Raw genomic sequence first — 14,559 nt, forward strand, 5'->3', positions numbered from 1 at the left:
GGAGTGCGCCGGGCGAGACAGCCTCACCGGGTGCACTAAGCCAAGCCATTGCCGGGGGATTCACCCGGTGCGCTGTGCCAGGTTATTGAACCAGCAACAAGCCCTCACAATGTTGAAGTTTTGATTTGGTAATCGAGCTTTGAGCTAAAATGTTATCTTGCAGTATGCGCTTGATGAAAAATGTACTGCGATCATCTGTGGCTAACCATGTTACTATTGATATAGAGTACATAAACTTTCAGCCGCTGTCTATCTGTATTCTAAATCTTTTAAAATAGCTTAACATGTTCTATATACATTCAGCCCCGGAAAGCAGTTACGCCAGGGCTTTGCTGGGGCTGTTACTAGACCGTCAATTTTGGCCGGACTATCAATTACCGCTTGGGGTTGAGCTTCCGGGAACAGAAGCAAATAATACGGTTCCTGGCCTAAGTATCGCACCCAACCCATCTTCCGGGGCATTCACTTTAGACCTTGGCCAGTATTACGCTGAGCCCATCCTGATTGAAATCAGAGACTTGGCAGGACGTAGTATCTATAGCCTGGAATTCCCGGAAGGACAGCGTTTTGAGATTGATTTGAGCAGGCAGCCTACAGGCTTGTACTTCTTTGAAGCGGTATCAGAAGGGGAACGAATTGGTACGCTGAAAGGAATTGTCAAGTAATTATTTTAATCTATCTACAGCGGTGGGGGAATGCCCTCACTGCTGTTTTACAATACGGAATCATGAAAAACCTTTGGTTCATACCCTTTTGCTTATCCTTAATGCAAGGCACTCTGTTCGGACAGGCTCCGTTTTCAAAAGCACTCTACCTTGATCCTCCAGAGCAGATTGCCTCAATTGCCACAGAGGATTCTGTATACTATTTAGATGTACTCAGCTCTCCTCCTCCTCTGTATGAGTATGTTCATAAAATGGCAATAACTGATTTGGAAGCAGCATTCATCTCAGAGTCTGTTGTAAGCAATGGAGCCAGGGTCTCAGTTAGTATAGGCTCCGGAAATCAATCAATGGCAATCTCAGATGATGCTGTGTTTTTTGTAGGAAATATCGATAATGGGCAGGTTAACGATATTGATGGTTATTTTTTAAAAAAAAGTAAGCAAGGTGATAGTTTATGGTTGAAATCATTTGGCGGTATTTATAATGATAGATTTTATGGAATCGATTTTTTAAATGATAGCACGCTCATTGTTCATGGAGATCACGGCACCCTTTCCCCAGGTGAAGAGAAAGTGTGGGTAATGGCATTAGACCTGGAGGGCAACATCCTGTGGGAGCGCTTTTACGCAGGGGAATATGGATTGATCAGGAGCCGGGATTTAGCCGTATTAGAAAATGGCAATGTGGTGATCGTCTATAGAGAGTGTCTTTCCTATCAGTCCTGCGGCTCAGGAGTAGACAAACGGCTGCGGCTGCTGTGTATAGACCCGGATGGCAATGAGCTTTGGACCTCTACCATCGGGGAGTATTATTTATCGGGTGCTCAAACCGAGAATGTAATTGAGCTGGACAATAGTCAATTGCTCGTTTCTTTTTTCCGGGAAATCGGACAGGGGGTTAGACGAGCCCCCGTTCTATTGTGGGTCAGCCCAGAGGGTGAAGTCTTGCAGCAGTACGACTTTGAGTTTGTCAGCCTTGGCAATTATATATCTGATTTGTTCTTAACTGAAGCCGGGAATATAATCGGTGTAGGAGCCTCAAATACTTACTTGGGAGAAGATTTCTACGGTGGTGTAGGCTGGGTATTTTCCATGACACAGTCAGGTGAGCTCAATTGGGAGCGTATGTATCTAGATAACAGTGGAGGGCTGCATCTAGGGGTGCTTAATTGTGGGATAGAAACTGAAGATGGAGGATTGATCCTCGGAGGTTTTCTGGAAGATACTATCCTATTACAGCAGACCGCCTGGCTCCTAAAACTAGACAGCGCCGGCTGCTACCACCCCAACTGTGAGGAGGGACTACAGTTTGTAGATATGGAGGAGATTGCGGCACCGCCATACAGCGTAAGCACTTACCGGGTCTATCCCAATCCGATTTCCGGAGGGGCAGTCCTTCAGTTGGAGGCTTTAACAGACAACCCTCAGGCTGCGCGGGCACAATGGCTGGATGCGTACGGCCGTCACCTGGCGGAGCACGCGCTTGATTCTTTGCCGCTTCAAAATATCCCGGTTGGGGACTGGCCGCCGGGCGTCTACTTCTTGCGGCTTATGGAGGAGTCGGGGCGGGCTTTGCAGGTGTTGCGGGTGTTGGTGGAGTGAGGGGGGATAAGGTTAAAGGGGCAAAGTGGTAGGAAGCTCACGGGGTGCACTCATCTAAGCCCTTGCCAGGGCATTCACCCTGTGTTCTCTTGGTTTGCTCCTGGTCAGCACGCCGGGCGAAAGGAGAGCGCCCGGCGAGACAGCTTCACCTATAGTTCTGGCAGCCTGCCCGGCAACGCCTCCCAAAACAAACCGCCCGCCCCGCTGTTGAACATTCCAAAAAGCACGATGGATAAGCTGTGGTCATATTTCAAGAATCTATTTCAGCAAGCGGAGGAAAGCTCGCCTTCCCAGCCGCTTATCCATGAGATGATTGAGCGCAGTGCGGAAGAACGGGAAGACTACCAGTTCTGGAAGAAAACGCTGGTGCTGCGCCGCCTGCTCAACTGGCTCAACGAACAGTATGCCATTTACCGTATCCGGCCGGATGATATCGACGAGGCGCTGGACTTCCTCAATACGCCTTCCTCCAAGGGTTTTGTGGTCCACTTCAGTCAGACGGGCTACAGTCAGCGGGATGTGCAGCACTTTTTTGATTTCCTCAAAGAGCAGGTACTGGCGCTGAAGTACCGTACGCAGATTTCCGACCGCCGCAGCTATCAGCGCGCCAACTGGGTGGAAACCATCGAGCGCCACTACCTGAAGCCGGGGCTGAGCATCCGAAGCAATCAGGAGGAGGATGGGCGATTCGTGCAGCACTTTGGCAACATCATGATCGAGCTGGAGCACCGCAACGACCGGGTGCACAACCTGCGCTTCCGGGCGACCACTTACAACGATAGCCTCTTTAAAGCTCCTGCCGAGTTTGGAGAGCTGATGCAGGGGGTGCTGAGCTAGGGGAGCCATGCTGAGGTTGAGGCTGAGGCTAAGGTTGAGTGGCTTTGCGATGGCTTCCAGGCGGGAATAGCTTGCTATTCCTCTCCCCTGCAGCCCAAACCTGGTCTCAACCTCAACCTTATCCTCTACCTCCCTTGGGATCCCTCCCGGAACCCCCTACTTATTAATCCAGTTTTTCTTCTCCTGCTCAATGTGCTCCAATTCCAGCGCTACACCGTACTTTTCTTTCAGGTGCTTAGCCAGGGCATCGGCTGCGTAGACAGAACGGTGCTGCCCGCCGGTGCACCCAAAGCTGACCATTAGGTTGGTGAAACTGCGCTCTATGTAGTTCTCCACAGCTTCGTCCACAATTCGGAAGACATCGTTCAGAAATTCCCCCATCTTGCTATGGTGCTGCAGGAAGTTGATTACCGGCTCGTCCCGGCCCGTGAGCTGTTTGTAAGGCTCATAGCGCCCGGGATTATGCAGAAAGCGGCAGTCGAAAGTGAATCCACCGCCGTTGCCGGAAGGGTCAGGAGGGATGCCGCCTTTTTTGTAGGAAAAGCTGTGAATACGCACCGTGAGCAGGCTCTGCGCGCCCCGCTCCGTATCGAAGGGCTCAAACTGACCGGAAGCCACCACCTGTTCGATGGCTTTTTTCAATTCCGGCAGTTCCACCGCTATGCGGCCCTGACTGAAGAGTTCCTGTACGTTGTCGAGGGCGAAGGGAATGCTTTTGAGAAAATGCTCTTTGCGCTCGTACAGCCCGCGCAGGCCGTAGGCGCCCAGCACCTGCACACTGCGCATCAGCACAAAGCCGTAGTAGTAGCGCCGGAATGCCGCCCGGTCGATCTTCGTAAGCTGTGTGGCGGTGTCGAGGTAGTGGTCGAGCAGGGCTTCGCGGTGCTCATCCGGGATATTGGCTTTGGCCTGATACAGGAGGGAAGCCAGGTCGTACTGCAACGCACCCTGGCGCCCGCCCTGATAGTCGATAAAGAATGGCTTGCCACCCCGCACCATAATGTTGCGGGACTGAAAATCGCGGTACATGAAGTGATCGGTGCCGGCTTCCAGCAGGAAATTTGCCAGGCGATGGGCATCTTCTTCCAGCCGCTGCTCATTAAAATCGGTACCCGCCAGCCGCAGAAACTGATATTTGAAGGCATTGAAATCCCAGAGCATCGACTGTTGGTCAAACGCAGCGCGGGGGAAGCACTTGCTGTAGTCCAGCCCCTGCCCGCCCCTGATCTGCACCCGCGCCAGGTCTTCCACCACCCGCTTGTAGATGGTCATCAGGTGATTGGGGAAAGGGCCATCGTCGCGCTGAAGCAGGTAGCTGTAGAGGGTCGTCGCCCCAAGGTCTTCCTGCAGGTAAACGTTGTTGTCCAGCTGTTCCACGTAAATCTCCGGTACCGGTAGCCCCTTGGCATGAAAGTGGCGGGAGAAGCCCACAAAAGCCTCATTCTCCTGCCGGTTGGGGCTGTAGGTGCCTATCGCACTTTTGCCATCGTGCTGCAGGCGGTAGTAAATGCGCGCCGAACCGGAAGGCGCAAGGGGCAGCATCAGCTCCGGGCTGACGCCTGCCCATTCTTCAAAAAGGTCGGATAAGTGCTTCTCGAGCAGGGATGTCTTCATGCTGCGAAGTTGCGAAAAATGCGGGAGATTCTTATCGTTTCAACCGCCCCCAAAAGGGCACTTTCAGGCTGATATTGACGTTGCGGCCCTGCTCCGGCACATTGATCAGGCGATAGCGGCTCAGGTGGTTGAGGTAGAAGACATCGAGGGCATTCTGCAACTGCACATTAAACTGCAGCGGCTGCGGCCCAAACCAGTGCAACTTCAGCCCCAGTGCTGCCCCGAATAGTTGATAAGCAGGCGTGGAGCGTTCCGACCGGTCTACACGGTAGGGGCCTTTCGCAGCAAAGGCGTATTGATGGCTGACCTCAGCGTAGAAGGAAGCGACCCGGCTGTTCTGGGGCTCCACCGTATAGCGTAGGCTACTTTGTACCGTGGGCTGAGGCGTAAAGGGCAGCGCCAGTTGGGTGCGAATATTGTAGCTCTGCACGAAGTCGGCGGTTTGCGAAAAGCGCCAGCGGGGGAAAAAATCCCAGTCGTACTGCACCTCAAAACCGGTATAAATGGCATCATCCTGCCGGTACTGGAAAATCTGCCCGGACTCTGGCAGGGGCGAAAAACGGGCCGGGAAAGTCGGTCCCAGGTAGATGTAATTATCGAAGTAATTGAAGTAGGTCGCGACCATACCGGAAAAGCGGGGGCGTTCCCACTCCAGGCTGAGGTCAAGCTGATACCCATGCTCGGAGTCCAGCCCGGGCGTGCCCATCTCGTGGCGGAAGGTGCCGTGGTGGATGCCATTGGAAACCGTCTCTGCCGGGTAAGGTACCCGGAAACTTTTGCCAATATTGGCTTTGAACTGAGCGCGGTCTTCCCAAAGCACAGCTGAAAGCCCAGCTGAGGCGGACCAGTTGAAAAACTCCGGCGTCGTGACCGGCGCAACCAGGGAATCGGTGATATTCTCATTGCTGTCCCACACCCACTGCCGGTAGAACTCCGTATCGTTGGTGGCATAGTCGAGGCGCAGCCCGCCGTTGACAAGCAGGTCCTCCGAAAGCTGCTTTTCCACCAGCCCGAATACTCCCGCCCGGAAGGTGCGGAAGTCAGGCAACAGGAACTCGAAGCCTGCCCGTTCATTGAACTGCCACTGCGCGTTGCCGCCGTAGACTTCCCGCCAGCCGTTGGTGCCTTCGCGCTCGTAGTGGAGGTCAGCACTGAACGTTTCCAGCAAAAACTGCAGCCCGAGCGTATTGCCGGGGTCAATCTGCGAACTGGGAATACTGTGGAATTCCGGAAAGGAAAACTCCTGCCGCAGATTCCGTTGATAGCCGATGTTGAAATTGATGTGCCCCTGCGGCAGCACCAGGTCCTGATGCAGGCTCAGGCGCGTATGCTCCACTTCCTGTTTGGGAATGTCGATATCCCGGCGGTTGCCATCATCGGTGAGGGCGTAGGAACGGGGGATACCCACGGCGCCCGAGAACAGCCCGGCTTCCAGCTGATAGCGGCTGAAGGTCAGGCGGGTGATGCCCCAGTCGCGGTTGAGCCCAGTGGTGACGCTGATGGTGCGCTCATTGCCTGCCGTGTTTTTGAGCCGTTCATCGATGATGGGCAGCCTAAAGGTGTTGTAGTCGAAGGTCTCTGCCGGCACGCGGTAGTCGGCAAAGTCCTGATGGCTGTACTGGGCCTGAGTAAAAAAGCCGTTGAGGTTGAAGCCAAGCTTGGCAGAGCCGCCCCAGTGGGCGTTGTTGGTGCGGTGCAGGCCCATTATGCTGCCCAGTATAACGCCTTCCGGGGGCACTTTTCCGGGCATAATGTTGATCACGCCGCCCAGCCCGTCTGATCCGTACTGCAGGGAAGCGGGCCCCTTGATGATTTCCACCCGTTCCACCCCAAACTGATCGATCTCCAGGCCGTGGTCTGCTCCCCATTGATGCCCCTCCTGCTTGATCCCCTGATGGTTGACGATGATGCGGTTGGAGGACAAGCCCCGGATCACCGGTTTGGCGATGCCCGTGCCTATGTTGATGGCGCTGAGCCCGGGGAGCTTGTCGATAGATTGGGCGAAGGTACCCTGCAGGTTTTCTTCGATCACGGCCCCGGTAAAGTGCTCGGTGGCTAGGGTTTCTTCCTGCTTGGCGTGCTCTTCGGTGACGACCACAGTTTCCAGTAGCTCCTGCGCATCCTGCAGCGTGACGGGGGGGAGCTGAATGGGAACACCTTCGTAGCGGATGGGCTGTTCTGTCGTCTCATAGCCTACAAAAGACACCCGGAGGAGATGCGCCCCGTTGGGCAATGTGCTGAACCGGAACCGCCCTTCTTCATCTGCAATCCGGACCAGGCTGTCCGGCAACAGCAATACGGTGGCTCCGGTCAGTGGGGCAGCCTGTGGGTCAACCACCCGGCCGGAAACCTGCGCGGCTGCGGTCTGTAGCAGCAGAAATGATAGCACGGCAAGTGTGTATTTTAAAAAGGCTCTTTTTCTCATATGCAGCTTGTAAGGACCTATGTTCGCCCATTTTGCTATTGGGCTTGCAAAATAACGCACTTGATGCAACATAGTTGCATTTTAGGAGGTTATCTTTGTGAAGTAACTGACGCTTTTGACTTATGAATTCAATTCAAACTATTTTTACCGGAACTGTCCTCTTCGTATTGCTTGCCATGAGCTGTGGCGGATCTGATGAAGTGGATATATCTGCTCCATCTATGCAGATACTCTCCCTGACTCCTGCTCCTGAGGCCGGCCTTGTTTGCGGAAGTATTGAAGACACGGTCTTTACAGTTCTTGGTGGAGAGACCCTGGTGGCATCTTTGCGCTTTGCTGACGACCGTTCGCTATCGCAGTACAAAGTGGATATCCATAATAATTTTGACTGCCACGGGCACGGGGGGAGTGCCGTACCAGGCGTCGCCGTACCGAATGTGAGCAATCAGACGGAGGACTGGACCGTGCTCGATATTAAAGGGCTTTCGGGTGAAGCTGCCGAAGAGCAGTTGCAGTTGCAGGTGCCTACAGACGTTACTTCGGGCATTTATCATTTTCAGATACAAGTCATTGATGAAGCCGGTAATGACAACCCTTTGGCCAATTTTTACAGCATCCGTGCGATCAATCCTACAGACGGAGAAGCGCCAACCCTGACGCTCAGCTCTCCTTCGGAAGCCAGCTTTACTGCTGCCAAGGGTAGTACCGTTACCTTTTCCGGGACGGTCACCGACAACTACTCCCTGAGCGAAGGGGGGAATGGCATTGTCTTTCTGAGCTACACGGACCTAAGCTCAGGCAATACCTTTAGCACAGGCGCTTATGTCGCCTTTGATTCAGGAGTGGAAAAAGATTACAATTTCGATTTTGAATATACCATTCCACAGACACTGAAAGCCGGCAACTTTCGCTTTAGGGTGGACGCACACGATGGGGTGCGGAATATAGCTGAACCGGTTACTTTTGAAGTGGTCGTTACGGACTAGTGCCTCAAGTCATAGATTTCTGATACTTAGGTTGAAGTTATTTTTCGACTAATCAAGGCGAAGGTTCGCGACTTTAGCCCGAGCTAAAGGAGCGGTTCTTCAACGAAGAGTAGGCGGAAAAGAACGAAACTTGGGGTGTCAAGAATTTATAGGCTTGAGGCACTAAAGACATTCATTGCAGAGCCCCTCAAGGGTGAGGTTTTCCCGCTCGACTTTATAGCCCTTGGGGGCTTGGGCTCGGATGACGACTTCGCCTTCGAGGCAGATGGTTTTGCCGCAGGTCCGGCACTGAAAATGCGCATGCTGATCATGGTGGGCGTGGGTAGTGCAATCGGCAAGGCACAGGGCATACCGGCTAATGCCCCCACTGTCTGCCGCCAGGTGGATCAGCCCTTTGTCCTCAAAGGCTTTGAGGGTGCGGTAAAGGGTGATGCGGTCCGGGTTGTCGAGTTGAGACTCGAGTTCCTGATTAGAAAGTGCTTCCCCTTCAGAAGCCATGAAAAGCTCAAGGACCTCCTTTCGAAAAGCGGTCTTCCGTAGTTGGTGCGATTCCAGTTTCTGGAGAATGTCTTCTTCCCGGACCATACTGCGCAGTTTATAAATTAATTGCCTTTCAAATGTACAAAATTGAGGGGGATTCGGTTGAATGGGAGGCGTGCACAATAAGAATTATTGCAACGACGTTGCATTTAAAAGGTTTATTTTTTCATACTAATTCAATATACAGCAGCCTGGGATGGAAATTCCGGGCTTTTTTGCTTCTAGAAGTCAGAGAGACGAGCTTCGGTCAAAAAAAAGCCCCGCCTGATGTTGCAGGCGGGGCTTTTCGAGGATCACTGTAGAGGGTTATCCACAGGCAATTTTGCCTACTCTCCGAGCGTGCCGCCCTCCCTCAAAGGAAGCGGCCAAAAAGGCCCGGGTAATCTCAACAGCGGTTTCTTCCTCAATGAAACGGACCGGCAAAGCGAGCATATTGGCGTTGTTGTGCTCCCGTGCCAGGCTCGCCAGCTCCGGAAGCCAGCAAAGTGCCGCTCTGATGCCCTGATGTTTATTGGCGGTTATCGCCACGCCATTGCCACTGCCGCAGAGGACAATCCCCAGTTGTGCCTCGCCCGATTCCACCATCTCGGCGGTTGGGTGCACAAAGTCAGGATAGTCAACGGAATCCGGTGAATCCGTGCCAAAGTTCCGGACCGCCCAGCCTTCCGATTCAAGGAAAGCAATAATCCAGTCTTTGTAAGGGTAGCCGGCATGGTCGCACCCGATGGCGATGGTTTTTTTAGCGTCCTCCATTGCGTTGTTGCATCATGTTTTCCGGCATTTCCATTTGGAATGGCTCGAACAGGCGCTGTAGCTCCTGCGCAAATGCCTCGTCATTGTTTTGCCGGGCGGCCTGAACGATATCGTCCATAGTGCGCATCGCCAGCATGTATTCAGTTTGGAAGCTGGTCTCCAGAATTTCCGGATCGAGGGAGTTGTAGTAGTCCAGCTCGTCAGCAGTGCGTTCCGCCAGAATCTGAAGGTGCGGTTTCGCTTTTTCATACGCTCCGGCTTCGAGGTATACACTAATCATGTAGTAGGCCCGGTAATCGTATGGGAAGTTCATATCCGGGAAGACTTCAAAGTACTTATCGATGAGCTCAACCGCTTTTTCTGTTTCCCCGTCACGCTGCAGCTGTAGGGCGGCGCGGCGCATACTCAGCTGATGGCTCTGTACACTTGGTGCGTAGCTGCGGTCCACGAAGAGCTCTTTCTGATCGAAGTTGCCCCACATGAATTCGTTCATGACATTATCGTAGACCTTCTCACCGTCCACCCGGCCACTGCCAATGATGCCGTATTGCTGCTCGCTACTCGACTTTACGGGGACGATGCGCAGTGCCAGGCCTTCCAGTTGCATGTAGTCGTCCAGGCCGAAGAGCTTTTCCTGTCTGGCCGTTACTGCAAAATAAATGGGGCGGTCCCAAAGGTTGCTGCCAATCACGTCCAGTATCGCCAATTCATCCTTGATCATGTATTCTTTGGACTGCAGGTTGAGCGGTATGGCGTCTACAATATTGGCGGTATCCTTTTCACTGACCACGCCTTTGGCAAGGACTTCCTGCTTATTGACCGGAATGTAGACCTGCTTGGTGTCGTAGTAGCTTTCCACCTCGCGTGCACCGGAGGAGAACGGCAGGGTGATCGGATGGTCACTGCCAATAAACTCCAGGAAGTTCTGAAGCGTCTTAGGGCGATCCTGCCCTGATGTGTTGTAGTAGAAGACTTGATTCCGCATATTGCCGCGCAGAGCTTCGCTAGGGATCGTCATCTTGATCGGAGGAGAGTCATTGACCTTCCGGCGTAACAGATCGATGTACCAGTCTACCGCAATCAGGCTAAGGTTAACGACCCGTACATCGGTACGAATGCCTTCCACTTCCTGTGCATACCAAAGCGGGTAGGTATCGTTGTCACCATAAGTGAAGATGATGGCATTCTCCTCCACACTCTGCAGGAAGTTGTTGGCATAGTCCCGTGCACCGGTGTGGTGGATCCGGCTATGATCATCGAAGTTTTGCGTGCCCATGAGTGCAGGTGCAATGAGTATAACGGCGGCGGCTGCTGCGGCAGATACCGGGCCAGCCAGTTTGACGCGTTCCCTGAGCAGCTCGAACAGTGCCAGCACTGCCATTCCAATCCAAATCGCATAAGTGAAGAAGGACCCTACAAGTACGTAATCCCGCTCACGAGGCTCATTTGGAGGCTGATTGGAATAGATAATGATGCCAATACCAGTGATGATAAACAAGGCCAGGAGCCCCGTAGCCTCATTAGGCCGTTTCCAGAAGTGGAAAATCAGCCCCAACAGTCCGAACAAGAACGGCAGCATATAGTAGACGTTGCGGCCCTCCGCATTTTTCTCGGCTTCCGGGATTTTATCCTGATTGCCCAGACGGGCTTCATCCAGGAATTTGATGCCGGATATCCAATGGCCGGCAGATTTATCCCAGGGATAGAAACCCTGTTCTCCATTTTGCCGGCCGGAGAAGTTCCACATAAAGTAGCGCCAGTACATCCATCCCAGCTGATAATTCACCAGGAAACTTATGTTGTCCGCCTGATTAGGCCGGCCCGGGGGGAGCGGCTTGCTTGGGTCCATACCGACCCACTGTTTGTAAAGTCGCGGACGTCCCTGACTGTAATCGCCCATACGCGGGAACAGCATTTTATCCTGATCCCGGTAGACGTAGGAGATTTTTTGGTCCACGATCTCATAGCGGTCGCCTTTACGGCCGTAGCGGTCTTCGATCTCTGTCTTCATGGGGCGCGCATCAAAGTGCGGACCTTTCAGCAGTGCCCGCTCACCGTACTGCTCACGGTTGAGATAGGGCAACAGGCGCATGGCATCAGTTGGTGCGTTCATGTTGATGGGCGGGCTTGCATTGGCCCGGATCACCACCAGCCCGATGGTAGAGAAGGCAACGATGACCAGTGCAGCGCCGATGGCAAACAGTTGCATCTCCCGCCGATAACGGTTAAGCAGCGAACTCATGAAGAAGCCTAAAGCGCCGATAACTGCCGCACGAGCCACCATACGGATAAACCGGCCACCGCCCATGCTGTTTTCAGCATACAGCCCGATCAGCAGGAACACGCCCGCCAGCACGTACATCGGGACGGGAGAAGTGATCTTTCCGTGCACATACATCAACAGGAGCACGATGATGGCAGCTACCACGATGAAGGTCGGGATAATGCCGGAGTGGAAAGGCAGCCCCAGCCCATTGACCATCATGAGGTCGAAGGTGGACCAAAGCCCCGGAATGCCAACGATCACAAAGTTTTGGACCGCCACGATGATCGCCACGCCTACCGCAGCAGCGATAGCGATGCCCTTCCAGGAGTATTCATTGTATTTTTTGAAGTAGTAGAATAGGGCCAGTGCCGGGAACGTCAGCAAGCTGAGCAGGTGGACACCGGTAGAAAGCCCGGCAGCATATACGGTAAACAGCAGCCAGCGGTCGGCTGAAGGCGTGTCCGGCAGATTGTACCACTTCATCATCGCCCATAGCGTAAGGGTGGTGAAGAAGGTGGACATGGCGTAGACTTCACCTTCTACGGCAGAGAACCAGATAGAGGTGGCAAATGCAGTGGTCAGACCGGCGACAATTCCTGCGCCGGCAAGTGCGATATTCTGCCCGCTGTCCGGTGTACCTTCCCGGCCTACAAGCGCCATCTTGCCCAGGATGATGGTTGTCCAGGCAACAAAGGCGGCAGCAAAAGCCGTAGAAATACTCGACATCAGGTTGACCGCAAAGGCAATATCCTCCGGGGCGTCAGAAAAGAGCTCTGCGAACCAGGTGAACAACCGGCCCACAAGAATGAAGAAGGGGGCACCCGGTGGGTGGACCACCTGTAGTTTGTAGGCGCCAAGGATAAATTCTCCACAGTCCCATAGGCTGCCGGTGCGCTCGGCGGAGAAAAAGTAGACCGTCAGCGCGATAGCAAATACCAGCCAGCCAGCGATAGTGTGTAAGCGGTTTGTTGATCCCATTTATATTTTTCTTTTTTCGCCGGCTACTAATAGGCAACGGTAACTTTAGCCCAGGCTCCGGCAGTAAGAATTGCAAAAGTAAAAAAATCTTGGCAGTGGAGGGCAGCAATGCCTGCTGAATACTTGGGGCTACCTTCCCTGATTTAAGCCTTCTTTTTCGGGGGAGTCCGAACTAAGGCTTATTTTCGCTTCTTCATAAACCCGAAAACCGGCAGGGTTCAATTCCTTTCCGGAAATTCATGCCTAATCTGTTTTGATATGCTCAAGCTTCTTGTCACCGGACTGATCCTCTATGCTGCCTACAAATTCTTTTTTGGCCCCAATGCTATTGGCAGGGGACAGAAGGAGGAGCGGGACCAAATCCGTTACGATGACCAGCGGAAGGCGTCACGCCGCGAGGATAACGATGAGGACTACATTGACTACGAAGAGGTGGATTAGCCCTGACTGTGCCCGGGCGTGAAAATCTTGCACGTGAGCACCGTGAAGTCATCCGGGTAAATATTTTCCCCTTTGAAGGCCTCGAGATAGCCCATAAGCTTTTGGTTGAAGTCTGTTGCCGTAAGCTTGTAGTTGGAGCGGACGAAGCTGTACAGCTGTTGTTCGTTCAGGTATTCTTCCTTCTCGTTTTGCAGGTCGGTCAGCCCATCGGTAAAAGTGAGAATGATGGCTTCGCCGTCCAGGTTAACTGCGCCTACTTCCAGTTCCGGCAGTTCCGGGAAGGACCCCAGGATGGTGCACCCCCGGTCCAGCAATTGTACCTGACCATCGTTGACCAGCACAGGCGGGTTGTGGCCGGCGTTGACGTAGCTCAGCGTCTGCGTCTTCATATCGTAGGCTGCAATGAAGAAGGTGATGAACCGCTCGCCTTTGGTGATGAGGTTGACGGAATGATTGAGGTCGCGGACGAACTCGCCCAGGTCGGCTTGCTTCTTGATCAGCGTATGGAAGTTGGCCTGAAAGTTAGCCATGAGCAGTGCGGCAGCCACTCCTTTACCGGAAATATCACCGATGCAGAAAATGATTCGCCCATTGTCAAACTCCATGAAGTCGAAGTAGTCGCCGCCCACCCCGTAGTGCGGCTTGTAGATGCTGTCGAGCTGATAGCAGCTGGTATAAGGCAGTTGTTTGGGAATGAGCATGCGCTGCATTTCGCCCGCCAGTTCCATTTCCCGCTTGAGGCGCTCCTGCTCCAGTTGACGCTTGAAGAGGCGCTTGTTCTCAATAGCCACAGCCACGATATTGGTGATGGTAGTGATGAACTGCACCTTGTTGTACATGTCATCTTCCTCGTTAAAGCCACCGATAAAGACGTAGGCAATGGATTTTTCCTTGTGCCGCACCGGGATGACCACATCAAAACGTCGAATGAAGGGGTGCTCCTCCTCGTCTACACTGATCAGGCGGGTGTATTTGTGGAATTGCTTGCTGACGTCAGGGGTAGGGATATCCTCCTCAATGCCGATGCTTGCCGTACATTTCCACTTTCCGCTCTCCTCATCCTGAACGAAGAGCGCCATTTTCTTTACGCCGATTTCCCAGCTCAGGAAAGACCGGTACATATTGAACAGCCCCTCAGCCGACACATTATTGTTGATGGCTTGGGTGATGTTCAGCAATCGATTGATTTGGAGCTGTTTGAGGTTTAGCTCACGCTCCAGGGATTCGATGCTCGACAGTCCTTTTTTTAAATCTGAGAAACCAGGCATGGTTAATTTTGTAGTTTTCCGGAGGTATTCCCGGTCAGTATGCAGTAAATATAGTAAACTCCGCTTCGGCACCTAAAGTCAAGGCCAGATTGTGTGTATAACAAATTGCACAAGTTAGCTATCTTTAAAGTATGAAGAAGCCAACCCCCACCCCGAGCGAGCTAGAACAAGTTGCCGACGAGATA

Annotated in this window: 11 protein-coding genes; 5 read left to right on the top strand and 6 right to left on the bottom strand. The window is 53.1% G+C overall.

Features of this window, described 5'->3' with window-relative positions; all coding sequences use genetic code 11:
• Positions 1-284: 284 nt before the first annotated feature.
• The 3 genes from MRY86_RS25665 (at position 285) to MRY86_RS25675 (ending at position 3,103) form a co-directional block, all read left to right on the top strand.
• A complete protein-coding gene (locus tag MRY86_RS25665; protein WP_293570275.1) occupies positions 285-665 on the top strand; it encodes a T9SS type A sorting domain-containing protein in 381 nt (126 codons plus the stop codon).
• A gap of 581 nt (positions 666-1,246) precedes the next feature.
• Positions 1,247-2,266: a T9SS type A sorting domain-containing protein gene (locus MRY86_RS25670; RefSeq protein ID WP_293570276.1), complete on the top strand. Its 1,020-nt coding sequence runs from the start codon at positions 1,247-1,249 to the stop codon at positions 2,264-2,266.
• A gap of 228 nt (positions 2,267-2,494) precedes the next feature.
• Positions 2,495-3,103 carry a hypothetical protein gene (locus MRY86_RS25675; RefSeq protein WP_282778681.1) on the top strand — a complete coding sequence of 203 codons (609 nt, stop codon included), beginning with the start codon at positions 2,495-2,497 and terminating at the stop codon, positions 3,101-3,103.
• 156 nt (positions 3,104-3,259) lie between these two features.
• On the opposite strand, the gene MRY86_RS25680 is transcribed toward MRY86_RS25675, so the two are convergent.
• Together MRY86_RS25680 and MRY86_RS25685 are read right to left on the bottom strand one after the other, a co-directional pair.
• Positions 3,260-4,717, bottom strand: a complete 1,458-nt coding sequence (locus tag MRY86_RS25680) for an RNase adapter RapZ (RefSeq protein ID WP_293570277.1) — start codon at positions 4,715-4,717, stop codon at positions 3,260-3,262.
• A gap of 31 nt (positions 4,718-4,748) precedes the next feature.
• Positions 4,749-7,106: a TonB-dependent receptor gene (locus tag MRY86_RS25685; protein ID WP_293570278.1), complete on the bottom strand. Its 2,358-nt coding sequence runs from the start codon at positions 7,104-7,106 to the stop codon at positions 4,749-4,751.
• Between the two features lie 158 nt (positions 7,107-7,264).
• Between MRY86_RS25685 and MRY86_RS25690 the strand changes: the two genes are divergently transcribed.
• Positions 7,265-8,128 (top strand): DUF4625 domain-containing protein, encoded by an 864-nt coding sequence (locus MRY86_RS25690; protein WP_293570279.1) that lies wholly within the window; start codon positions 7,265-7,267, stop codon positions 8,126-8,128.
• Positions 8,129-8,290: 162 nt separating this feature from the next.
• On the opposite strand, the gene MRY86_RS25695 is transcribed toward MRY86_RS25690, so the two are convergent.
• The 3 genes from MRY86_RS25695 to MRY86_RS25705 form a co-directional block, all read right to left on the bottom strand.
• Positions 8,291-8,713, bottom strand: a complete 423-nt coding sequence (locus tag MRY86_RS25695; protein ID WP_293570280.1) for a transcriptional repressor — start codon at positions 8,711-8,713, stop codon at positions 8,291-8,293.
• Between the two features lie 261 nt (positions 8,714-8,974).
• Positions 8,975-9,421, bottom strand: a complete 447-nt coding sequence (gene rpiB, locus MRY86_RS25700; protein ID WP_293570281.1) for a ribose 5-phosphate isomerase B — start codon at positions 9,419-9,421, stop codon at positions 8,975-8,977.
• Complete coding sequence (locus MRY86_RS25705) at positions 9,408-12,665, bottom strand: DUF2723 domain-containing protein (protein WP_293570282.1); 3,258 nt, start codon at positions 12,663-12,665, stop codon at positions 9,408-9,410. Before MRY86_RS25705 ends, rpiB begins: the two co-directional genes overlap by 14 nt.
• 258 nt (positions 12,666-12,923) lie before the next feature.
• On the opposite strand from MRY86_RS25705, the gene MRY86_RS25710 reads away from it, so the two are divergent.
• On the top strand, positions 12,924-13,106 hold the full coding sequence (locus MRY86_RS25710; protein ID WP_282784554.1) for a hypothetical protein: 183 nt from the start codon (positions 12,924-12,926) through the stop codon (positions 13,104-13,106).
• Here MRY86_RS25710 and MRY86_RS25715 read toward each other — a convergent pair.
• Positions 13,103-14,374 (bottom strand): SpoIIE family protein phosphatase, encoded by a 1,272-nt coding sequence (locus MRY86_RS25715; RefSeq protein ID WP_293570283.1) that lies wholly within the window; start codon positions 14,372-14,374, stop codon positions 13,103-13,105. The two genes, MRY86_RS25710 and MRY86_RS25715, sit on opposite strands and share 4 nt — an antisense overlap.
• Between the last annotated feature and the right edge of the window lie 185 nt (positions 14,375-14,559).

This window comes from Phaeodactylibacter sp. (assembly GCF_022763345.1).
In the GTDB taxonomy this organism is placed as follows: domain Bacteria; phylum Bacteroidota; class Bacteroidia; order Chitinophagales; family Saprospiraceae; genus Phaeodactylibacter.